The sequence below is a fragment of the Saprospiraceae bacterium genome (assembly GCA_016715965.1).
GTDB lineage: Bacteria > Bacteroidota > Bacteroidia > Chitinophagales > Saprospiraceae > Vicinibacter.
This window is the reverse complement of the sequence record JADJXG010000001.1, coordinates 2,859,532-2,882,826: the sequence shown is the minus strand read 5'-3', so window position 1 is coordinate 2,882,826 and position 23,295 is coordinate 2,859,532. Positions and strand designations below refer to the sequence as shown.

Sequence of the window (23,295 nt, the reverse complement as noted above, 5' to 3'; positions counted from 1 at the left end):
GATTAAAAACTTCAACGATTCATAAGCAATTTAATTGTTCTTTGGACATCCGATCTGCATTTGGAAAGCATAAACCGGATGGTAGTTTTGCAGGCTGATATCTGGTCAAATCGGGATCCCATAAGGCGTTTTCTATAAAATTCACCAGGTCTTTTATTTCCTTCTCTGTCAATCCCAAAGGCTGAAACAAAGGCGAAAGGTATTGCTTAGATATAGACTTTTTTTGAGGAATGGCCAAATTCTTGTATCTCACCACTTCCTCAACACTACAAAAACTACCCCCATGTCCAAGGTATTCTACATCTTTAAGATTGTAGATTTGAGGAGTTTTAAACTTGTATAAATCCTCTGCCCGTTTGGTAAACTCTGCTCTACCCAATCGATGTCGATTAGAACTGTCTTTTCGAATTATATCCGGACCCTCCATGTCATTCATCCCCAAAGCGTGAAAACTCATAGAATTCAACGCCGGTCCGGAATGACATCTATAGCAGGCCGCTTTTCCAATAAAAAGCCAGGCGCCATGCAATTGACTTTTATCTAAGGAAATGGTATCTCCCCTTAACCAGTTCTGCCAGGCAGACTTATTGGCCATAACCGTCCGCTCAAACGCCGCAATGGCCTTTGCCATACTAAATCTCCTGTAGCGCAGATCATCCTTTTCATTTGGAAAGGTCTCATCGAATAACTGTTTATAGTTAGTTTCCAAAAGCAATTCAGGACTCATGCGCATCCCATGTGCCTCTAAGGCAATTCTGGCCTGAGTCTCCACGCCAGACATACCCAATTGATTCAATGATAAAAAAGCATCACCCCGCCACAAAGAATCCAGTCCTGCATTCATTCCCTGTCCTCCAATTTTTCCACTCCACAACTGCACTTCTTGATAGGCCACATTAAGAATGCTGGGTGTTCGGATCATCTGAACATCCAGGTCCATACTGTCACAAAGGGGATGCTTATGTCTTAAATAACCATACCCTCGCCCTCCTCCTGCAATGCTTTGTTTCAAACCAGCCTGAAACCCTGCCTCTGCAAAATGGCAACTTGCACAGCTGAAAGTTTTTGAGGCGGCTTTGCATTTTGGATCAAAAGATATTGCCGGATCGAAAAACAAAAGTCGGCCAAGATTCACTTTTAATGCATTGACGGGATTGAGCGAATCCTGAGGAATCAGAGAAAAACTATCTGAAGAGGGCAATAGAAAGGCCCGCAACTTTAAATCAGGTTCTAATTCTTCCAGCCTCCTGATCAACATCTCGCTGGTCAGCTCAGGATCTGAACCACAAGAAAATAAGCTTAAAAAAACAGCCCACAAAATGATCCGTATCATTTTCATTTCTCCACAAATGTAGGCAATCAAAAATCAAAACTTGCTGATGAAGATGAAGAATCTATATTTACAGCTGAATCAATATGAAACAATCACTCGGTTTGTTTTCTCTCACCATGATCACCATCGGACTGGTGGTAGGTATGGGCATTTTCAGGACAGCATCTGATGTGGCGATGGCGTCGGGAACTCCTTTTATCTTTTTTGCAGCCTGGATCCTAGGAGGTGTAATTGCACTTTGCGGAGCTTTGACTTTTGCGGAAATCGGCGCCAGAAATCCAGTAAACGGTGGTTATTATAAAATTTTTGCAGAGTGTTACCATCCTTCGATCGCCTTTGCACTGAATGCCATCATTGTCATTGCCAATGCTGCAGCGCTGGGTGGGATTGCATTGATCGGTGTGGACTACCTTGGCGCTACCTTACGATCCTGGATAATTTTCAATGATGCAGCAAAATCATGGATTGCAGCGCTAAGTATTTTGATTTTCTTTACCATCAATACCAGAGGACTCAAATTGAGTGCAAACACATTGAATGCTCTGATGATTTTAAAAATAGGAATGCTGATCATGATCATCTTCAGTCAGTTCTTTTTTGACCACCAACAGATCCCGATACCACTCTCAGATCTCAATGGATACCAAAGAAATGATTTGCAATCACTTGGACTTGCTCTAGTCGCAGTATGTTTTACTTATGGTGGTTATCAACACACGATCAACTTTGGTGGTGATGCAAAAGAAGCCAAAAGCAAAATTCCCAAAAGCATTGTGCTGGGTATGTTGATAGTGGTTATTTTGTATTTGGGTGCAAATTATTCCTATTTCAAAATCATTGGATTTAATGAATTGAAAACTGCTACCAGTATTGCGTCCATTGTGGGTGAGAAAGTTTTTGGCACCATTGGATTATTAACATTTTCTGCTCTCTTGTTTATTGGTGCGCAATCTTATTTGAATGTGATGTTAATGACGAATCCCAGAATTATGCAGGCCATGGCTGAGGATCACCGTAAGCCTCACCCTACTAAAGAACCATTGCTTCGGGATCAGCCCAAAATCTGGTTGTATGTTTTCACCTTCATCAGTTTAATCATTCTCATTTGGGCAAGAACATTCGACCAGATTATGGGATTTGTCATGGTTTTGGATTCTGCAGGAATGGCACTAGGGGCTGCCACCCTATTTTACTTTAGAAAGAAAAATTCTGAAAACATCGGATTTAAGTTGTGGTGGTTTCCATTGACCACCCTTGTATTTATTTTGAGCTATCTCTTTGTCGCTTTCAGCATAGCCATCGATAATCCTTTTTTAAGTTTAACTGGACTGTTCATTTTTTGTGGGTTTGTCTTACTGTATTTTGCTTTAATAAAATATTTCAATCGAAAAAATACAATATGAATTTATCCTATATCTTAAACGAACTTGGGGAGGATCGCCACGAATACTACAACGCCATTGCGCCACCCATCGTGCAGACCAGCAATTTCTCGTTTGACACTGTCGATGAACTTCGAAGCAGATTGCATAATGAATACAGCGGTTATCTGTACAGTAGAGGACACAATCCCACTGTGGACATTCTCCGTAAGAAATTGGCCGCATTGGACGGGGCAGAAGATGCCTTGGTATTTAATTCCGGAGCGGCTGCTATTTTCTCTTCGGTGGTACCCTTTGTTGAATCAGGTGATCAAATTATAGCCGTAAGTGGTGTCTATACCTGGGCACAAAAGTTATTCGATTCTTTCCTTCCAAAATTTGGAATTAATACTCAATATGTAGAAGGCAAAGACCCGGAAGAATTCAGAAAAAAAATAACAGATCAAACCAAGATTATTTATCTGGAATCTCCCAACAGTTGGGATTTTCGAATCCAGGATGTGAAAGCCATCAGCCAAATGGCCAAAGAAAAAGGCATACTTACCGTTGTGGACAATTCGTATTGTACAGCTTTGTTTCAAAAGCCCATTGAGATGGGAATTGATCTGGTACTTCAATCAGCTACCAAATACATAGGCGGACACAGCGATGTGGTTGCGGGAGTTCTGTCCGGAAGAAAAACGCTGCTCCGGAAAATCTTTGATCTAGAATATCTTTTGGCAGGCAATGGTATTCAACCATTCAATGCATGGTTACTGCTTCGGGGTCTCAGGACCCTACCCGTCCGGTTAGAGGCAATCCAAAAAACAACTCAAAATGTCCTGAGATTTTTAAAACAAAGAGAAGAAGTAGAAAAACTTTTTTTCCCGCTTGATCCGGATTTTGATCAGTTCAATTTGGCCAACTCACAAATGTCAGGAGCCTGTGGCTTGTTGTCCATTGTATTAAAATGCAAGGATCTCAATAAGATCGAAAGATTTTGTGAAGAACTCACCGCATTCAAAATGGCCGTCAGCTGGGGAGGGCATGAAAGTCTTATTATTCCGCGTTGTGCTGGCCTCCAACGAATGGAATTTGACGGAGAAAAACAAGATCACAGAATGATCCGATTCTATATCGGCTTGGAAAATTCAGAATATCTGATCAGCGATCTTGAAAATGCATTCAAAAAATTATCCTGACCAAATATATCGAACCTGGCTTCAGGTAGTCGCAATAGATTTCATCGATTGCAGTTGGAATTTCTTATTCCATTCATACCAACCCAAACATGCCAATAGGGTGAATATTACAAACTCAAAGGCCACAAAATAAATTCCTTTGGAGATATACAGAACTATGCAAATTAAATCTACTGCGATCCAAATGGGCCAATTTTGTATCACCCGTCTCGCCAACAAGGTATTTGCAAAAATACTGGCCACAGCTACCAATGTATCCCAATATGGGAAGGCAGCTTCTTTATTGAATAAAGCCGGCCACCAAAGATGAATTTTGGAGATCATCCAACCCAACACAGCAGTCAATAGTAGAATCCAAATCAGAGCTTGCACAATTTCAAATCGATTCAGTGCATGAATCGATTTTCTTTGCTCCTCTTCTTTCTTCCAAAATATCCAGCCGTACAAACCGATGGCAAAAAAATAAATCTGCAGAAACATGTCAGCATACAACTGCACCTGAAAATAAATCATAAAAAACAAAACAACATTGATCAGGCCAACGGGCCAGGTTAACATCTTTGATTTAGCAGCCAACCAAACTGCGCATATCCCAAAAATGGTCCCTAAAAATTCGATGTAGCTTACTCCATAACCCAAAATTGAAAACATCAAACGGCCTACTGAAAAAAATGACTCTTCCATCAAAAGGAATACTTTACCATCAAAACTCCAAAATGAACCCAATGGTTGGCACAACCGTCGGATCGCTTTCTGTCAATATAATAGGAATGGCATTGGATCCGTCTTGTTTAATCGGCATTCCATCCGTTGTCTCAAAATTAGTATTGTCGACTGTTCTTTTAAAAGTATAAGATGGAAATCCGGGATTGTTGGTCACGAGGAGATTCTGAACGTCTATGAAAAGATCAAATGTTATTTTTTTAAAATTCCATTTTTTATCAATCCTAAGATCCATTTGAGAAAAGGCCGGGAGCTGGTTTCCGTTTAATCTGGTGAAATCCAATGTCCCTCTTCCATCCACCTGGTAATTGACCCTGCTCCTTTCAAGATCAAAGGGTGTATAAGGAGTTCCTCCCTGGTAACGGTACTTGATTCCGAGTTCCCAATTGTATTTAAATTTATATCCTGCCAATAAAGACAGGAGATGTCTGGTGTCCCAGGCGGATCGGAGCAACTGACCATCTACTCCGGCAAATCTCGAATGAAAAAAGGTATAGGAAACAGTATAGAATAAATTTCTGGCCAGTTTTTGTTGTGCAAAAAATTCAAATCCAAATGTGTTTCCACTACCAACCGACAGGATTGATTCGTTACCGATGATTCCAAAATCACCTCCAAGATTGGCCAGAGAAATTCCGTCTATGGCACTTACCGGATAATCTGAATACCATTTGTAAAATCCTTCCAGTGTAAATCTCAGATTAGACCTAGGCACGAATTCCAAACCCATTACCAGATGTTCTGACCTGATGTAGGGCAAATCAGAATTGACCAAATTGCCAGTCTCATTTCTAAAGCCAAGGCTTGTATAGGGCAATAATTTGTAGTATCTTCCTGCGCTGGCGTTGATTGTCCAATCATTATTCAGAGCATAGGAAGCACTTAATCTTGGACTTAGGGTGTTGACTAAATTTTTGGCACCCACATTGGAAATTGAATTCGCGTCCGATCTGATTCCAAAGGAAAGAGAAAGTCTTTCGTTTAGAAGTCTGCGGTTGATCTGTCCGAAAATTCCATATTTAAAAAAGTCTATCGCGGTCAGAAAATCAAAAGAAATGGCGGGTTGAATGATGTTACCCAAACTATCTCTGATCTCAGGTCTTGCCCTGGTAAAAACATCATTGTTGTATTTGACATATTGTCCATTGGCTCCAAAAGAATATTTCCAGGGTCCAATGACCAAAATTTGTTCAAACCTCAATTTGTTCTCAATCTCCTGACCAATGATTTTCAAACTGCGTTTCGATTCGTCGTTTTGCTTCCCGTCAAAATTATCCTGAAACCGGTCCAGGCGGTTGTTAAACATATTTCTGCTAAAGGTCAAATTCCAATAGCCCTTGTTTCTAATTCTTTTCAGGGTAAATCCTTGGGTATAGTTCCATTGGTTAATGATCGGATTGCTGCTGAGTACATAAAGATTTTCGGGAGTGGCATTCTTCGGTAAGGCAAAAGTAAATTCATCAATGGCCCCGAGTCCGATGGCGGTGATGGTGGTTTTTGCATCGATCCGATGAGTCAGTTTGTACTGAAAATCCCAATAGTTGGGTCTGATGGGAAGATCGATCAATGAGAAAAACAAATCGAGGTAAGACCTTCTGGCGGATGCCAAAAAACTTGTTTTACTGCTTAGAGGCCCTTCTGCCGTCAGAGCAGCTTCCGTACCACTCAATCTAAAATTGCCCTGAAAGCGATCTTTATTGCCGTCTCTCTGTTTAAATTGCAAAACAGCTGAAAGTGGATTGTCGTATCGGGCGTGAAAAGCCGAACTGGATAAGGTGGCATCTTCAATAAAGGAAACATTTAACATTCCGGTGGGCCCACCTGCAGCTCCCTGGGTGGAAAAATGGTTGAGGACTGGAATTTCGACTCCGTCCAGGTAATAAACATTTTCATTCGGTCCACCTCCTCTGATGACCAGATCATTTCTAAAACTACCATTTCCAGATGTTCCACCTACTCCAGGTAAAGCCTGAACCACCCGCGAAATATCGAAATTTCCACCAGGATTGCTCTTGATTTCTTCTGCTGAAAGGTTTTGAATAGACAAAGGAGTTTCCACCTTGGCCACTCTTGTGCTTTTATTTACCGATACTACAACCTCTGAAAGAGCCTTTGAATCAGGTTGCAATTCAAAATTAAGTTGGGAGCTGTTGCCGGCTGTAATCACCACATTGAATTTAGTTTCCGGCTTGTACCCAAGCATTGAGACAGTTATATTGTAGGATTTCGGAGGGATGGAAGTTAATTTGAAATTTCCATCCAGGTCTGCAACAATACCCAACTCGCTTTCTTCCAGGCGCACAATGGCACCCGTCAAAGGCAATTGAGTCTCAGAGTCGATCACTTTACCAATCAACACCCCGCTTTGTGCTGAAATGAATGAAGAACAAACAAAAAAGAAAAAAACAATGGAAAAGAAACCTGGGTACTTTAAACAATTCATTGGCTGATATTTAAGCCAAGTACAACAGCTTTGTTTAATCTTTGTTGCGTTTTCTTAAACATAATTAAAAAACAATTTTTAGCCCTTAATCTCCGATTTGTCGGGGACTTAAATAGGCAAACCAGTAAACACTTGCCACCAAAATGGTTCCCCCGGCGATATTTCCCAAGGTCACAAATACCAAATTACTAAAAATCGAGTCCATTGAAAGATTTCCACCAGAGATGAACGCATAGGGTAGAAAAAACCAATTTGCAATCGAATGCTCAAGTCCCAGTGTGACAAATGCGGTCACAGGAAAGACAATTGACAAAATTTTGTCGGTGGAACTACGACCACCAAGGGTCAACCAAACGGCAAGACAAACCAACGCATTGCACAAGACCGCTCTAAAAAAAGCAGTAGTAGGAGTTAGATTGACCTTTGCCTCTGCGAGCTTATAAGCATTTTGCCTGATTTCTTCTTGAGCAAAAGAACCGAGATCTGCCAGATAAACCAATAAAACTGTAATAAGGCATCCAATCACATTGCCGGCATAACTTAGTAGCCAATTTCTGAATACTTCACGGGTCTTTATCTTTCCGCTGGCCCATGCCATGGCAATTAGGTTGTTTCCGGTAAACAATTCAGCTCCTGCTATAATCACTAAGATCAATCCCAAACTAAAACACAAACCACCAATGATTCGGGTGATTCCAAATCCCAATGAACTACCCGTTATTGCAAATAAATAAAAGATGGAACCCAAGGATATAAATGCTCCTGCCAAGATAGCCAGAATGAGAATGGTCCAGGCTGCTGTTTTGGATTTGACAACGCCAAAGTCCTCGACCATTCGAGCGATTTCTCTGGGAGGGAAAGCATTAGAAATGATATGATTTGGATCCATGGGCCAATTTTTATTTCAAATGTAAATATAGATCGGAAACCCTTCTCTTAAAAATCTACATAGCCGTATGAAATCAATCACAATCCTTCCAAACGCGAACAATCCATCTATTTTAAAATTTTTCGGAGTAATATTCTCATTCAATAAACTACTTTTGGGCATGCAATCCAAGCAAATTTTAATCACTATTGGCTTTTTCACCTTTATTTTCCTGAATTCATTCTACCCTATTAATGCACAATTCCAAACATCTATCATTGCTGGCATAGATGTTTACCAAATTTACACCAATCCCTACACCAAAGAATCCATGCACAGCAGGTCGTCAGGAGCTGTTTTTTCGGGCATTCCCATTGGCGTCCAACTTTCCCATGGCATAAAAAACAATGGAATAGCCTTGGAAGCAGCCGCCAACTTTGCTCCACTATCCTTAGACCTCCAGGAATACAAAGGGCTTGGCGCCATTGGCTTTCCCATTTTGCTCAAATACAATTATGGCGCTTTGAGTGGTACCAGTACCGACAAATTAATCGGTTACAGCGCCGGGCTTGGGGTCCAAATGAATCGCACAGAATGGTTTGGGCTAAGCAAAAATTATCCAGGACTAAAGCGTACTTTCTTTCGAACTTATGTCCTAGAACTTGCGGTCGGTGGAGGAGTCGGTGGGTATTCGATGTATCTCTATACCAGGATAGGTGCCGGAGCAGATCAAGCCTTGAGTTTTAATATTGGGATACTAAGCAAAACACAACTATTCAAATCCAGGCAAAATAAGATCAGACCTCAATATCAATCATGAGTCAAACCAAACGCGCCATGATCAGTTTGCGAAAATTCAATACATTCCAATTGGATTCTGCTTGTCCGACCTTGCTAATTGTCCATAAAGAATCTGAGTTGGATTCTTTCTTTGGATGTGCTCCCCATGAGTATTATCTTTTGGGAGAAGGCAGCAACATAGTTATGATGCCCCAGCTTTCCAGACCGGTGATCAAAATGGAGATAAAAGGAAAGGAAATTATCCACGACACGGGAGATGAAGTGATTCTTCGGATTGGCGCCGGCGAAAACTGGCACCAACTTGTACTTTGGACCATCGAAAACGGTCTTTTTGGCTTGGAAAACCTGAGCCTGATACCGGGTTCTGTTGGCGCTGCACCCGTTCAAAATATCGGGGCCTATGGGGTCGAACTTGTAGATTCTTTTGTGCGTTGTGAGGGGGTGCATTTACCCGAAGGAAAAAATTTGTCCATCAATAGAACAGGTGCCCGATTGGCTTACAGAGACAGTATCTTTAAGCATGAACTTAAAGGAAAGGTGGCCATCACTCATGTACATTTGAAATTGAGCAGGACAGCCAAACTCAAACTTGACTATGGAGATCTCCACAGCCATCTCAAAGCAAAAGGAATCTTCCAACCCTCACCCAAAGATGTAAGCAATGCAGTGATTGAAATCAGAACTTCAAAATTGCCGGATCCGACAATCATTGGCAATGCAGGCAGTTTCTTTAAAAATCCTGTAGTGAGCTCAAGTCATTTTGATTCTTTAAAAATCAGCTTTCCAAATATTCCGGCCTTCCATCTTGCAAACAATCAGGTCAAAATTCCAGCAGCCTGGTTAATCCAGGAAGCAGGCTTCAAAGGGATACGAAAAGGCAACGTTGGAACCCATACACAACAAGCACTTGTCATCGTAAATTATGGAAACGGGAGTGCTCCGGAAATAATCCTGTTAGCGGATGAGATCAGGGCCTCTGTCCAAAAAATGTTTGGCATTGAGTTGGAACAAGAAGTTCACATATGGTCATAGCCATAAGTTTCATTCTTAATATCAAACTTTTATATATTACATTATAATTTACTACGAATTTTTCTCAATAGACCATTGAAATATTTGTAATTTTAACTGGAATTTCCCGCGAACATTTCGCTATTTCTTAAGCAATGTTGTAAATTTTATATTCAACATAAAGAATTACTGAAAAATGCATTATTTGTTTTTGCTACTTACTTGGTGGGGAATAAATGTCGGTATGTATTCAAACACCATCAACCCAATACAATCGAACAGAGCTTCTGACTCATTGGCTTTGGTTAAATTGTATCAAAGCACCAATGGTTTACAATGGCTAGTCCGATGGAATTTGGCTCAGCCCATCCATACCTGGTATGGTGTAGAGCTGGATGCCAACGGATGCGTGATTGCATTGAGACTTCAGGGGCTTAATCTGGATGGAACTTTACCTGTAGAATTGGCCAATCTCAGTCATCTCCAATTGCTCTATCTCTATGACAATAAATTAACCGGCCCAATTCCCGGCAACATCGGTTTTCTAAATCAATTGCTGGACCTCAATATTGAAGCCAATCAACTTACCGGAGAAATCCCCCCATCCATTAAGAACATTACCGGACTGCGTTACCTCACACTATCCAACAATCAATTAACAGGAGAATTTCCAGGTTCAGTTCTTTCACTTTTTTTTCTGCAAGACTTGATTCTTGCTGGTAATCAGTTTTACGGCCCCCTTCCAGAACAACTCTCTTCGATGACGTCTCTACGGGTATTGGATTTGAGCAACAATCAATTTTCTGGGGTAATTCCAATCGGCCTTAGCGCGATCACCAACCTCAGAGAACTATATCTTTCCAACAATCAATTCAGAGGCAACATTTCACCAGCCTTCAGCGCTTTGACCAATTTGCAAAGTGTGTGGTTAAACAACAACCATTTTACCGGCATGGTACCGGATTGGACAAATGCCCCATTGATCAGTTTGAGAATCGAGGAAAACAATTTTAGTTCGATTCCGGATTATAGTTTGGTGCGATCCTGGGGTAATGTGCCCCCGTTTGGACTGGATATCAAAAATAATTTATTTTCATTTGAGGATTTGATCCCACTCCTCAACATGCCAAGAAATGTTTATTTTGAATTTAATCCACAAAAACCCATTCCACTGGATAGTATTTTATATGTTACTGCTGGTACAAATTATGCCATACGACTCAATGTGGATGGAAATGTCCCTGACAACAATTACAAATGGATAAAAGACGACGAAGACCTCACAATTACGGATCAAAATTTTTATCAAATTATCAATGCATCTGAGATCGATGAAGGTTACTATTCTGGTTCAGTTCGGAATGATCGATTCAACAATTTTGAAATTGAAATTGGAAGAAGCCGCGTTGTAGTATTTGAAGCTGGAAGATGCAATCAACCTCTGGCTGGCAGACAATGTGCAGATGCTCCCGTCTTATGCAGCACAAGGAACCTTCATGATTATTGCGGATTGTTGTTTAGCGGCCAGAGAGATACCAGCCGTTTGTATTATTGCGACTCTTCTTTAAGCTTACAAAATTCATCGCACCTCTTATTTATTGCTACCCATGACACCATTGTACTAGAGGTTTTTCCCAGAAATTGCAATGTTGTGGAAGATAGCACAGGAAGATACGAAGGAATACAGATGTTGATTCAAGAAGATTGTCTGGATCAGGCTCCGCTCTATTGTCAAAGCCAATGCAGCAATCAGCCTTTTACCATTGGAGGAGGTGGTTTTGTAAAAGGAAAGACCTATCAAATAATCATAGACGGATGCAGGGGTAATACCTGTGAATTTTTAATCAAAGTCATTCAGGGAAAAACAGATTTGCAACTCAATCAAAATGGAGCAATCAATGGTGCCAAAGCTTATTGTCCGGATGGCAATGATCATTTTTATACGGCGCCCATTGTCTTTGGAGCTAGCCATTATTTATGGTTTGTCAATGATTCCCTTTATAAATACTCAACTGACACTTTCATCAATTTAAAAAATCTAAGCTCTGGGTTATACCGTTTAAAAATGCGCGCAGCAAATGCATGTGATACCACTGCAGATTTGTCTTATGATTTTGAGGTGTTACCAAAAATGTTGGCCGATAGTCTTTCTTTTTCGAAGATAGGAAATGATTCTGCATATTCGGTCCGTTTTTACATACGGAGTGGAACTCCACCATACAAGATTAAATCAGGTATGGGATCGATTGACACTACATCATTTGGCTATTCCAGCCCGTTTCAAAATTGCAAATCCAATTATTTCATCGAAATTGAAGATTCGAAAAGTTGCCTACTTACTGTTTCCGGAAACCATGATTGTGGATGCACAGGGTTGGCTGGGGACATGAGATTGGATACGCTTAGAATCTGTGAGGGTCAAAATGTAGATGTCCAAGGCATTGGAAATCAAATTATGGGTCCTGGCGATGTTTTGGTTTACATCATCTATTCAAATCCCGAACAACCCATCGGAAGCCTGATTCGCTTTGCTCAAAATGGTGTATTTCCCTTTGACCCTTCCAGGTACAAGTTTGATACTCCCTATTATGTATCTCAAGTCATAACAAAAAACAATACACAGGGGCAGGTAAACCTACGACACCCTTGCCTGTCTTATTCCGCACCTCAGGTAGTTTATTTTATACCACGACCCATATTGTCTGCTGGTGGTAATAAAGTTTTTTGCGGCATGGATGGTGTCTTATCATCTACTGGCAACATCATCCAAAATACCTGGCGGAAGGTTTCAGGGCCGGGACCAATTCGTTTTTCACACCCTGACAGCAACTGGACACAGATCAGTGTCGATAGCATGGGTCTGTTTGTCGTAGAATTAAAAGGAAGAACGGAGTTTTGTGAACGCACTATATTGATCAATGTACGGTTTCAAAATCAACTGATGCCTGAAATTGGTGGTTTTAAATTTCATTGTACCGGACAGAGCACCACCCTTGATGCCGGGGAAAATTACAGCAGCTATTTGTGGTCTACCGGTCATACCGGAAGGATGCTGACTGTCAATGGTCCGGGCATCTATTGTGTAAGTGTAACCGATGCAAACAATTGCTTTGGCTCATCCTGTGTCGAAGTGGAATCATCTTCCGCTCCATTTGTAGAGATTACTGGACCCCAAAGTTTGTGCCAGGGCAGAGACACTTTTATTTCCAGCAATGCTGATTTTATGTCTTATCAATGGTCCACTGGTGAAACAAGTAAGAGCATCCGTATTGATACTGGAAAGCAATATTGTTTGATTGTTCAGGCTGATAATGGATGCAGGGATACAGCGTGCATACAAATTTCCAATGTGCCCAGCAGCATGCGATTTTTAAGCGATTCTGCTTGCTTTGGTTTTGATTATCCCTATCTTGGAGGCACTTACAAAACCCCCGGAATCCATTTCATCAAATTACCAGTCCCCAACCGCTTTGGTTGTGACAGCATCGTCCGACTTACTTTAAATTCTTTTCCAGTGATGTTTGTATCCGATACCCTGATAAGGCCTGACAACGGCACAGCCAACGGATCGATTTCAGTGGTAATCAAAGGCGGAAAAGAACCCTATCGGTACAGTTGGTCCCATGGAGCCAACACTTCTGTTGTGAATAATCTCAGCGGAGGAAACTATACCCTTACCGTGCGAGATGCAAATAATTGCATCCAAATTTTTTCCTTCGTGGTAAGAATGAATGTTGGTTCCGAAGATCTGAATCTGCTGAGCAAAATAAAAATATTTCCAAATCCAAATCATTCACAAACCGGATTCCACTTCCTGAATACACAATTCCATAAAAGTCTGCTTCTCCAAATTTTTCATTCAGATGGCAGCTTGTTGTTTAAAAATAGATTAAACGATCTACATCAAGAACAAGCTGTTTGGGTGGATTGGCAAGGTCCGCCGGGTATTTACTTTGTTCAATTCAATGATACACAAGGCAATCGTCATGTGATCAAATATGCAGTGTTTAATTAAAAAATTGACGATGAATAAAATTTTCTCCATTCTCTTAATTCTGATCAGCCATTTTTCCTTGGCCCAAAATGCCATCCGTTTAACTCAAGTGACGGGCAATCTGAGTTTGCCTGTTTACCTGACCCATGCTGGAGATGATCGGATATTTGTCATAGAAAAACAAGGAAGAATTCGCATTATTCAAAATGGAATTTTGTTACCCGATCCCTATCTGAATATTGTCAGCAAGGTCAACAGCAGAGGAAATGAACAAGGTTTGCTCGGCATGGCATTTCATCCTGACTATGCATCCAATGGTAAGTTTTATGTCAACTACAGCGCTCAGGGAGCGGGAAATACGATTGTAGCAGAGTACCTGGTTAGGCCTAACAATCCAAATAAGGCAGATAGTCTCAGTGAGCGGATCCTTATAAACATTCCGCAACCTTATGGAAATCACAATGGCGGCTGTATTAAATTTGGCATGGATCGATATCTTTATATCGGTATGGGAGATGGTGGAAGTGGTGGCGACCCACAAAATTATGCGCAAAACCCTAAAAGTTTACTGGGTAAAATGCTAAGAATTGATGTGGACACCACGGTTGGTTATAAGATTCCCCCCAGCAACCCTTTTGTTGGATCTCTTTCTTTGCTACCGGAAATCTGGTCCATAGGTCTTAGAAATCCATGGAGGTTTTCCTTTGACCGTTTGACAGGAGATCAATGGATTGGTGATGTTGGACAGGGAGAATGGGAGGAAATCAATTTCCAAGCCTCAAACTCTTCCGGCGGAGAAAACTATGGCTGGAGGTGTTATGAAGGAGACGCTACATTTAATCTCAATGGTTGTGCACCCAGAAACACCTATGTTTTTCCGGTCATCGCCTATAAGGGAGACGAATCTGTACTTGGATGTTCAGTGACTGGTGGCTATGTCTATCGCGCTGACAGTTGCTCCTATCTATATGGGAAATACATCTATGGGGATTATTGCAGCGGCATAGTCTGGGGATTAGACAGGCAAAGTGACACAAGTTTTAACAATCAGCGCATGTACACCCACACACGATTCCGATTGTCTTCTTTTGGCGAAGACCATGCAGGAAATCTGTATCTTGTCGATATCGGAACAGGAGGACCAAATGGAGCAATTTTCAGAATCAGCGACACCTGTAATTTATCGATTCGTGAGATCATCTCAAATCCAAGTTGTGATGGCAAATCAGATGGCAAAATTGAAATCACGAACGGAGGGAGCAACTTGAAATTTCTTTGGAGCAATGGGGACAGCACTGCATCGATTCAAAATCTGGCTGCAGGATCTTATTCTGTGACAGTCAGCCAAGGTCAGTGTATGGTCAAAAAAGATTTTCTGTTGCAAAATAGTCCAGCAAAAATTGCCTGTATCACTCCAATATTAAAGGCCAATGCCTGCGAAGGGGATACCATCATGCTCATCGCATGTGATGAATCTGAACTTGTTACTTATCAATGGTACCTTGATTCCGTGTTGGTAGAAAATTCCAATCAGAAAAACTTTCCCGCCACTAAATCTGGATCCTATACACTCAAGACCCTTGATCAACAAGGATGCTTGTCTGAAAGCTCTCCGGAAATTGAAATCACCATTCACCCAAAACCAGCCAAACCAGAAATCCGGATCATTGGAGACACTTTAAGAACCGATCCTGGATTTATTACATACAATTGGTTTTTAGATGGTATTTTTCAATCAAGCAGTACAGACCCTGAACTGATCTTATCCAAAAGAGGGTTTTATCAATTATCCGTAATCGACCATAACAACTGCGAAAGTCCAAAATCAGACTCTATTTTCCTGGTACCTTCTTTTTTAGACAATCCTAATGCTGACTTTTTAAGAATTTATCCAAACCCGGGCACAGGCTTGTTCCGCTTGGATCTGGATGCCCGAATCCCCAAACCAGTGGTAGTGTCAGTGTTTGATCAAAAAGCTGGATTGATTTTAAGTCAAACAAATAAGGAATCTCTTTCTCCGGTAATCATTGACCTGCAGCAAATTCCAGATGGACTATACTTTCTTGAAGTAACATCTATCCAAACCAACATCCGCCAACGAATTAAAATACTAAAACAGTCTTATTAGGCTGCGGGCTTGTTAAATAATGAAGAGAAGTGGCTTGGTATCCTTATTTTTCTGATTTGAGCTGAATCAAAAAAATTCCTTCATTTGTCGATGGAATTCTTCAGCTGCAAACTGAATATCTTGTGGCTTGGTGTCCTTGCCTTTGGGATACATAATTTTTCTTCCCACATTGATAATCAAACCTTCCTTCTGATTGCGTCCAGTCAAGATGGTTTGTTGCAGATTTCCACCTTGTTCCCCAACGCCTGGAATCAATAGAAAAGCATCTGGAACATTTTTTCTCACTCTTTCCAAATAAGTTGAATGGGTAGCGCCTACCACAAACATCACACGGTCAGAATATGTTGAATTCCCAAATTTTCTTAAAACCAATTCAAACAAGTAAGAATCATCCGCCATCTTCTGAAGCTCAAAATCTGCAGCTCCGGGGTTTGATGTCAATGCAAGAACAACAGACCATTTGTCGGGATAAGCCAGAAAAGGGTCCAAAGAGTCTATTCCCATATAAGGATGCAATGTCAATGCATCTGCGTTTAATCTTTCAAAAAAGTACTGAGCATATTTCTCAGAGGTGTTTCCAATGTCTGCTCTTTTGGCGTCAGCAATCACAAGAGACTCTTCCGGTAAGATCGCTCTAAGATCTTCCAATTGCTTCCAACCATCAGGACCAAAAGCTTCAAAAAAAGCAATGTTGATCTTATAGGCAATGGCTGTGTGTTTGGTCGATTCAATAACATCTTTACAAAATTCGAAAAGAGGAGCTGCGTTGGTGGTGTAACTATCAGGCATTTTCGACAAATCAGGATCCAGGCCAACGCAAAGAAAACTCTTCTTTTGTCTTATTAACCCAGCGAGATAATCTTGATCTTTTTTCATGGACTCTGGATTCAGATAGAAGGCAAAACTGCCTGCGTGGGAGATAAAATTGAATTGCGCAACTGAACTTTCTGATCGAGCGATGCAGCAATCTGGGAATACAAAACAGGGTAACTCTCATTTATTATGGTATCAAAGACAGTCCCATTGTCGGACCTTTCCCGCAAAGTTTCAACAATTGGTATTTGACCCAATACGGTCGAATGGGTAAAGTGTGCCAAACGGGTACCTCCATGTTGCCCAAAAATATAATACTTTTTCCCTGGATTGTCTTCCGGTTCAAACCAGGACATATTTTCCACTACCCCTAAAATAGGGACTTTGATTTGATCCATGCTAAACATATTTGCAGCTTTTATCGCATCAATCACGGCCACTTCCTGTGGAGTGGTCACCATCACTACACCGGTCAGAGGAATGGTTTGGACAAGTGTCAGCTGAACATCTCCGGTACCTGGAGGAAGATCGATGATCAAATAATCCAATGAGGGCCAATGAGTCTCTTGAAAAAACTGCTTGATGATGGCAGCAAGCCTTGGACCCCTCAATACAACAGCTTGTTCAGGTTCAATAATATTGCCCAGTGAAATTACCGGAATACCTTGTGCCATAACGGGCACCAAAAGCTTTTTACCTTCTTTTTCGACGACTTGTGGACGAATGTTCTTAATACCCATCATGGTGGGAAGGGAGGGTCCATACAAATCCGCATCGAGCAGACCGGTTTTAAAACCCATCCGGTGCAGTGCAATGGCCAGATTGACTGAAACTGTTGATTTTCCCACACCACCTTTTCCGGAGCAAACTGCTATAAAGTTTGACACTTGTGGCAACAATGCATTGGGTGTTTCTGCATAAGCCGATTTGATTACAAAATGGGCGTGCACTTTATATTCAGGAAAATTTAGTTGAATGGCTGTTTCAATGGACGAATACAAGATTTCTTTATGGCTGTAATTCTGATTGGGCAGATAAAGGTCAAAAGAAATATTGTGGTCAATTACTTTCAAATTTCTTACCATTTTCAAGCTGACAATGTCAACTTTTGTCTCAGGTTCTTGGATCCCCTTTAGAACACCTACGATTTTTTCCAATAATTCATCCATTGATCATTTGTTAAATAAATCCCAAAATTAATCCATTGTGTTTATAATATGTCCGAAGCCTTTTCTGTTTTTATATTTTTGCAGAATCATACATGAAAGTTTTACGCCTTAATCAAGATGCACTTCCGGATTTCAATCATCCTGTTATAACAATAGGAGCCTTTGATGGTTTTCACCTCGGACACCGTGAGATTGTTAATCAGGTTTGTCAATTGGCCGAACAAAATAATTCTGACTCTGTTCTGATAACATTTGATCCCCATCCCAGGAAAATTCTGGATCAGGAAAATACCCATCCATATTTACTGAGTACCACCGAGGAAAAAATAAAACTTCTGTCTGAAACCAGTTTAAAATATGTCATCCTGGTTCCATTCAACTTTGAATTTTCTCAGCAAATTGCTGAAGAATACATTGAAAATTTCATTATTCGACAATTTAAACCGCATACACTGGTGATAGGATTTGATCACCGGTTTGGAATGAATAGCGAAGGGGACCTCAAGTTACTTCGAAAATACGCTGCCCAGGGAAATTTTGAATTAAAAGAAATCAGCAAGCAGGAATTGAAGTATGAAAAAATTAGTTCAACACAAATCAGAGATGCCATTCGCAAAAATGAATTTCGTCTAGTCACCCAATTGTTGGGGAAACCATATTTGATTTCTGGTCAGATCGTCAAAGGAATGCAAATAGGAAATAAATTGGGTTACCCGACTGCAAATCTAGAGCTTGGAGAAAAATCAAAGCTTATTCCCAATTCGGGGATTTATGCTGCTCTTGCTCATTTAGAAGGAGTTATTTACCGAGGTCTATTATACATTGGCAATAGGCCGACTCTTGGCTCAAACATGGCGCCATCCATCGAAATTCATTTGAAAGATTTTAATGGAGATCTCTATCAGAAAAACATGCTGGTAGAAATCATAGATTACATTAGAGAGGATGAGAAATTTGATGATCTTACTTTGTTAAAAGAACAAATTCAAAGGGATGATCAAAAAATAAATGATGTATTGGACAGGTACATGATTACCATGACCAATCAAATGAAGGATCCGAAAATTGCAGTTGTTATTTTGAATTACAATGGCGAAAATATCTTAAAGGAATATTTACCTTCTGTATTTGATCACCTGCCACACCATACCGAACTTTATCTGATTGACAATGCTTCAACAGACCAAAGTTTGCTTTGGGTAAAGCAAAGTTATCCCGAAATAAAAATTGTAAGATTATCCAAAAACTATGGGTTTGCAGAAGGATACAACCGGGGACTTAAGCAGGTAAACGCAGATTATTTTATATTGCTAAACTCAGACGTTAGGGTAACCAACGACTGGATAAGTCCATTAATTCGCAGGGTTCAGTCAAATCCAAGAATTATGGCCTGCCAGCCAAAAATACTTTCTTCCAGGCATCCAGACCAATTTGAATATGCCGGCGCTGCCGGTGGTCTCATTGATCTTCTGGGATATACTTTTTCCAGAGGAAGGATGATGCATTCTGTTGAAGCTGATTCGGGCCAATACAACGATGCCAGACCTATATTCTGGGCAAGCGGAGCCGCTTTTCTAGTCAATGCAGCTATGTTTAGGGCGATTGGCGGCTTTGACGGGGACTATTTTGCCCACCAGGAAGAAATTGACCTTTGCTGGAGAATTCAAAGAGCAGGAGGTGAAATCTGGTATGAACCAGAATCGAAAGTTTTCCATTTAGGTGGAGGGACATTGGACTACAGCAATCCCAAAAAAGTATTTTTGAATTTCAGAAATAATCTAAGTACAATTTTTAAAAATACACCTTATTGGTATCTGGTTCTATTGCTACCTCTGCGCCTCATTTTGGATGTTTTGATCAGTATCAGATATCTGTGGTCTGGTAAAATTCAACTCACTTTAAAAGTGATAGAAGCTTATGTATGGTCCATTCTTTCGACCCTTTGGCTCATTCAAAAAAAAGAAAACAATTCTTATAAAATCAACCAGCTTAGAATTGGACCGGAGAAACTAAAAGGTGTGTTGAAAGGTTCACTTTTTGTGCATTACTATTTATTCAACCACCAAACCTACAAAAACATACCCAACCAATACAAAGATTGATACCTAAGCATTCTGTTGAGATAATTTTTGAAAACGAAGACTTTATTGTGATCAATAAAGCATCAGGTTTATTGAGCATACCGGATCGATTTGACCCGGCAAAACCAAATGCATTCAATATGGTTTCTCAAAAAATTCAAAACCTTTGGGTCGTTCACAGAATTGACCGAGACACCAGCGGACTTTTGATTTTTGCAAAAAACGCGGAGACGCATAAATTATTGAATTTGCAATTTGAAAACCAACAGATCCATAAATTATACATTGCCATTTGTCAAGGTACTCCACCATTTGAAGAAGGATTAATTGAGGCGCCTATTGCGCATTCCGCTTCCAATGATGGAAGAATGGTCATTCATCCAAAAGGCAAAACTTCTGAGACACTCTATAAACTTTCAAAGACCTGGAAAAACTTTTCCCAATTGGAATGTAAACCATTAACAGGAAGAACCCATCAAATCAGGGTCCATTTGGCCTATATAGGCTGTCCCATTGTGGGTGACCCGCTATACGGACTCAAGCCCAATCTTAAAATTGAGGATATTAAAAAGAAGGTTTATCGGGGAAAGTTTGAAGAAGAGGGTCCTGATTTGATCCACCGCACAGCATTGCATGCTTCCGCGATCGAATTCAATCTTGGCGACCAGAAATTTCATTTTAATTGCCCCCTGCCCAAGGATATGCGCGCTGTTGTAAATCAACTCAACAAATGGCAGTAAATCATTTGTTTGGTTCCCTTAAATTTCAATATCTTTGCTGCAGACCTTTTGTATAAAAAGGTGAATCTTCATGAATACTCCGTAGTTCTTATTTTTTTTATTCAAGCAAAAAAATGATCAGAGTAGCCATTGTGGATGACCACATGATGTTCGTGGATGGAATTGAATCAATTCTCTCCAATGAAAATCATATTGACTTAATTTCAAAATACCATTCCGGTAAAGATTTGATGGATGCGATCAGCCATTTAAATATTGATGTGCTCCTATTGGACATCAATCTGCCGGACATGAGTGGAATCGAGCTTTGTAAAACCATTAATGATCAAAATCCCAATATTCACATTTTGACCTTATCCATGTACAGCGACAAAAGCATCGTTACTGAGATTCTGAAAAATGGGGCAATTGGTTATATTTTGAAAAACACCAGCAGCAATGAATTGATTGAAGCCATTGAAACAGTTTCTAAAGGTCAAACTTACTTTAGTAAAGAAATTACTGAAACCATTATGGCTGGCCTTTCTTCAGATAAAAACACCAAAAAAAGCAAATATGCCATTTATCCCAAATTGACAAGAAGGGAAAGAGAGGTCTTGGAACTCATCGTCAAGGAATATACCACACACGACATTGCAAAATCACTGTTCATTTCTTTAAAAACGGTAGAAACGCACCGGAGCAGTCTGATTTCTAAACTCAATGTGAAAAATTCGGCGGGTCTTGTCCGCGCTGCTTACGAACAAAAATTAATTTAAGACATCATACGATTCTTCAAAAAATCATGGTTTTCCCTGAGATTGGCGAGATCAGGGGTCGATATCTTTGCACAGAGCCTATGAAGTTAAAAATTATTATATTATTTATTTCTATAATATTTAATAATCTTTTATCTCAGGACTATAGGATATTTTATCCCGACAATCAGGTCAATCCATCGGACACCCAACTCCTTGATAGTGTTGACAGGCAAATTGCACAATTAATTCAAGATCAGAATTTTTTCGAAGCCCTGCAACCTACCATTTCTTTAATTCAAAAGTACAACAATCAAAACGACCAAAATCAGGTCCACAAATACCGCTTTATCCTGGGTAAACTTTATGGGATTCTTGGCTGGTATTCCAGAAGTATTTCTACGCTTGAATATTGTCACGTTTATTTTGCACAAAACAAAATGAGCCAGGATTTGGTGAGAACCTGTTTGTTGATGGCGATGGTACAATACAAGGCCAATAATCCAGAACAGGCTTCCTATTTTATAGGAGCCATTGAATCTGAAAAAGCCACTAAAAACAATCCTTTTTTTCGACACAAATACTTATTGCTCAACACTGCTTTGAAAGATAGCATTCAGGACACCAGCCACCTTGTTAATTTGGGTAAAGTATTAAAGTATGCAAAAGCATCCAAATTATCAGAATTGGAAGGAATGAGTTACCGTATCATAGGTGATTATTACGAGCGCAAACTTCAATTGTCTGAAGCCTGTCTTGCCTATCAGATTGCCAACCATATATTTGACAGTCTTGGCTATTTGGCCGACCAATTACAACTGCATCAAAAAATTTATAACTGCCTGCAAGGTCAGGAGTTATATAAGGAAGCCAATCAAGAACTTTTAAAGTACATCTCAATCAATGACAGCTTAAATTTACAGCTCACCCAAGCAGAAATTTTTAGGGTCATCGATAAATTTGACAAAAAAGAAAACAGAGAGGAGAAGATTGATCTCGCCAAAAGTCAGCGCTTGTTTGAATTGAAAACCAGGAGATCTAATTTTACCATGATCTCATTGCTATTTGGAATTGGAGCTATTCTGATTGCTGTATTTTTAATTGTCCTTTTTTACCAGCAAAAATTAAGCGCCAACGAAATAATCTTAAAACAAAGCGAAGAAATCAACCATCAAAAAATAAAAGAACTGGAAAACAATCTCACCCTTCAAACCATGCAATCCATGATTCGGGGGCAAGAAGTAGAGAGAGAACGCATTGCCAAAGACCTGCACGATAGTCTGGGGGGCTTGCTGTCTGCCATCAAACTGAGATTTGACAAACTGGGCATGGATCATTTGGCTTCCCAGGAACCTACCGAGTATAAAAAAGTCCATGGTCTGATTGATGTAGCCTGTAAAGAAGTGCGCAACATAGCCCATGATTTAAAACCGAGTGCCCTTGACAATCTGGGACTTTTGGATGCCCTCAAGGATCTGATCAACAGATATCAAAACAACGAGGGACCTGATGTCTTTCTTCAAACCAAAGGGCTGGAAGACACCCCCCTACTAAATTCAGAAAATTCAACCCAGGTTTATCGAATTGTGCAGGAATTGGTACACAATGCCATAAAGCATGCAAGTGCCAAAGAAATCTTCATTCAAGTACAAATTATCGAAAATGATCTGGAAATTACGGTAGAAGACGATGGCATTGGGTACGATACACAGTTGAAAACGAACGGAATGGGTCTTGAAAACATTCGCTCAAGGGTTAATTACCTGAATGGGGAAATGGAAGTGGACTCTCGCCCAAATCAAGGTACTTCCGTGATGATCCAGATCCCTCTGGACAAAGCGTTTTCTCAGGGAAAACCCTGAGTTTTAAAAATCAGGGTTTTCCCTGAGAC

At 40.3% G+C, this 23,295-nt stretch carries 16 protein-coding genes; 10 read left to right on the top strand and 6 right to left on the bottom strand.

The features are described 5' to 3' along the window. Positions 1–19: 19 nt before the first annotated feature. Entirely contained in the window at positions 20–1,333 is a 1,314-nt protein-coding gene (locus IPM48_10940) for a cytochrome-c peroxidase (GenBank protein MBK9272101.1), read from the bottom strand. An 83-nt stretch (positions 1,334–1,416) separates the two neighbouring features. Between IPM48_10940 and IPM48_10935 the strand changes: the two genes are divergently transcribed. Both IPM48_10935 and IPM48_10930 read left to right on the top strand, forming a co-directional pair. After that, entirely contained in the window at positions 1,417–2,736 is a 1,320-nt protein-coding gene (locus IPM48_10935; GenBank protein MBK9272100.1) for an APC family permease, read from the top strand. Further along, a complete protein-coding gene (locus tag IPM48_10930; protein ID MBK9272099.1) occupies positions 2,733–3,896 on the top strand; it encodes an aminotransferase class I/II-fold pyridoxal phosphate-dependent enzyme in 1,164 nt (387 codons plus the stop codon). The genes IPM48_10935 and IPM48_10930 overlap by 4 nt, the downstream gene beginning before the upstream one ends. A gap of 21 nt (positions 3,897–3,917) precedes the next feature. Here IPM48_10930 and IPM48_10925 read toward each other — a convergent pair whose 3' ends face one another. The 3 genes from IPM48_10925 to IPM48_10915 form a co-directional block, all read right to left on the bottom strand. Beyond that, positions 3,918–4,580 carry a nicotinamide mononucleotide transporter gene (locus tag IPM48_10925; protein ID MBK9272098.1) on the bottom strand — a complete coding sequence of 221 codons (663 nt, stop codon included), beginning with the start codon at positions 4,578–4,580 and terminating at the stop codon, positions 3,918–3,920. A 19-nt stretch (positions 4,581–4,599) separates the two neighbouring features. After that, on the bottom strand, positions 4,600–7,062 hold the full coding sequence (locus IPM48_10920; GenBank protein ID MBK9272097.1) for a TonB-dependent receptor: 2,463 nt from the start codon (positions 7,060–7,062) through the stop codon (positions 4,600–4,602). Between the two features lie 85 nt (positions 7,063–7,147). Beyond that, positions 7,148–7,951, bottom strand: a complete 804-nt coding sequence (locus IPM48_10915; GenBank protein ID MBK9272096.1) for a formate/nitrite transporter family protein — start codon at positions 7,949–7,951, stop codon at positions 7,148–7,150. A 67-nt stretch (positions 7,952–8,018) separates the two neighbouring features. On the opposite strand from IPM48_10915, the gene IPM48_10910 reads away from it, so the two are divergent. From IPM48_10910 to IPM48_10895, 4 genes are all read left to right on the top strand, one after another. After that, entirely contained in the window at positions 8,019–8,750 is a 732-nt protein-coding gene (locus IPM48_10910) for a hypothetical protein (GenBank protein ID MBK9272095.1), read from the top strand. Continuing rightward, positions 8,747–9,763 carry a UDP-N-acetylmuramate dehydrogenase gene (gene murB, locus IPM48_10905; GenBank protein MBK9272094.1) on the top strand — a complete coding sequence of 339 codons (1,017 nt, stop codon included), beginning with the start codon at positions 8,747–8,749 and terminating at the stop codon, positions 9,761–9,763. Before IPM48_10910 ends, murB begins: the two co-directional genes overlap by 4 nt. A 175-nt stretch (positions 9,764–9,938) precedes the next feature. Then, positions 9,939–13,757, top strand: a complete 3,819-nt coding sequence (locus tag IPM48_10900) for a leucine-rich repeat domain-containing protein (GenBank protein ID MBK9272093.1) — start codon at positions 9,939–9,941, stop codon at positions 13,755–13,757. A gap of 10 nt (positions 13,758–13,767) precedes the next feature. Continuing rightward, positions 13,768–15,864 (top strand): PQQ-dependent sugar dehydrogenase, encoded by a 2,097-nt coding sequence (locus tag IPM48_10895; protein ID MBK9272092.1) that lies wholly within the window; start codon positions 13,768–13,770, stop codon positions 15,862–15,864. Positions 15,865–15,930: 66 nt separating this feature from the next. Here the strand turns inward: IPM48_10895 and pyrF are convergent, their stop codons facing one another. Beyond that, positions 15,931–16,740, bottom strand: coding sequence for an orotidine-5'-phosphate decarboxylase (gene pyrF, locus IPM48_10890; GenBank protein MBK9272091.1), 810 nt, complete (start codon positions 16,738–16,740; stop codon positions 15,931–15,933). Positions 16,741–16,751: 11 nt separating this feature from the next. Continuing rightward, positions 16,752–17,846, bottom strand: a complete 1,095-nt coding sequence (locus IPM48_10885; GenBank protein ID MBK9272090.1) for an Mrp/NBP35 family ATP-binding protein — start codon at positions 17,844–17,846, stop codon at positions 16,752–16,754. A gap of 92 nt (positions 17,847–17,938) precedes the next feature. Between IPM48_10885 and IPM48_10880 the strand changes: the two genes are divergently transcribed. From IPM48_10880 to IPM48_10865, 4 genes are all read left to right on the top strand, one after another. Continuing rightward, a complete protein-coding gene (locus IPM48_10880; GenBank protein ID MBK9272089.1) occupies positions 17,939–19,948 on the top strand; it encodes a bifunctional riboflavin kinase/FAD synthetase in 2,010 nt (669 codons plus the stop codon). Beyond that, on the top strand, positions 19,945–20,667 hold the full coding sequence (locus IPM48_10875; protein MBK9272088.1) for an RluA family pseudouridine synthase: 723 nt from the start codon (positions 19,945–19,947) through the stop codon (positions 20,665–20,667). Before IPM48_10880 ends, IPM48_10875 begins: the two co-directional genes overlap by 4 nt. A gap of 113 nt (positions 20,668–20,780) precedes the next feature. Next, a complete protein-coding gene (locus IPM48_10870; protein MBK9272087.1) occupies positions 20,781–21,425 on the top strand; it encodes a response regulator transcription factor in 645 nt (214 codons plus the stop codon). A gap of 80 nt (positions 21,426–21,505) precedes the next feature. After that, positions 21,506–23,266 (top strand): sensor histidine kinase, encoded by a 1,761-nt coding sequence (locus tag IPM48_10865; GenBank protein ID MBK9272086.1) that lies wholly within the window; start codon positions 21,506–21,508, stop codon positions 23,264–23,266. The last annotated feature ends 29 nt before the right edge of the window (positions 23,267–23,295 follow it).

Bases quoted from the DNA above. Each gene is read 5' to 3' on its own strand.
- IPM48_10915 (MBK9272096.1), bottom strand. From the start codon at position 7,951: ATGGATCCAAATCATATCATTTCTAATGCTTTCCCTCCCAGAGAAATC.
- IPM48_10940 (MBK9272101.1), bottom strand. From the start codon at position 1,333: ATGATACGGATCATTTTGTGGGCTGTTTTTTTAAGCTTATTTTCTTGT.
- IPM48_10870 (MBK9272087.1), top strand. From the start codon at position 20,781: ATGATCAGAGTAGCCATTGTGGATGACCACATGATGTTCGTGGATGGA.
- IPM48_10935 (MBK9272100.1), top strand. From the start codon at position 1,417: ATGAAACAATCACTCGGTTTGTTTTCTCTCACCATGATCACCATCGGA.
- IPM48_10900 (MBK9272093.1), top strand. From the start codon at position 9,939: ATGCATTATTTGTTTTTGCTACTTACTTGGTGGGGAATAAATGTCGGT.
- pyrF (MBK9272091.1), bottom strand. From the start codon at position 16,740: ATGAAAAAAGATCAAGATTATCTCGCTGGGTTAATAAGACAAAAGAAG.
- IPM48_10920 (MBK9272097.1), bottom strand. From the start codon at position 7,062: ATGAATTGTTTAAAGTACCCAGGTTTCTTTTCCATTGTTTTTTTCTTT.
- murB (MBK9272094.1), top strand. From the start codon at position 8,747: ATGAGTCAAACCAAACGCGCCATGATCAGTTTGCGAAAATTCAATACA.
- IPM48_10880 (MBK9272089.1), top strand. From the start codon at position 17,939: ATGAAAGTTTTACGCCTTAATCAAGATGCACTTCCGGATTTCAATCAT.
- IPM48_10895 (MBK9272092.1), top strand. From the start codon at position 13,768: ATGAATAAAATTTTCTCCATTCTCTTAATTCTGATCAGCCATTTTTCC.
- IPM48_10865 (MBK9272086.1), top strand. From the start codon at position 21,506: ATGAAGTTAAAAATTATTATATTATTTATTTCTATAATATTTAATAAT.
- IPM48_10930 (MBK9272099.1), top strand. From the start codon at position 2,733: ATGAATTTATCCTATATCTTAAACGAACTTGGGGAGGATCGCCACGAA.
- IPM48_10910 (MBK9272095.1), top strand. From the start codon at position 8,019: ATGAAATCAATCACAATCCTTCCAAACGCGAACAATCCATCTATTTTA.
- IPM48_10885 (MBK9272090.1), bottom strand. From the start codon at position 17,846: ATGGATGAATTATTGGAAAAAATCGTAGGTGTTCTAAAGGGGATCCAA.
- IPM48_10925 (MBK9272098.1), bottom strand. From the start codon at position 4,580: ATGGAAGAGTCATTTTTTTCAGTAGGCCGTTTGATGTTTTCAATTTTG.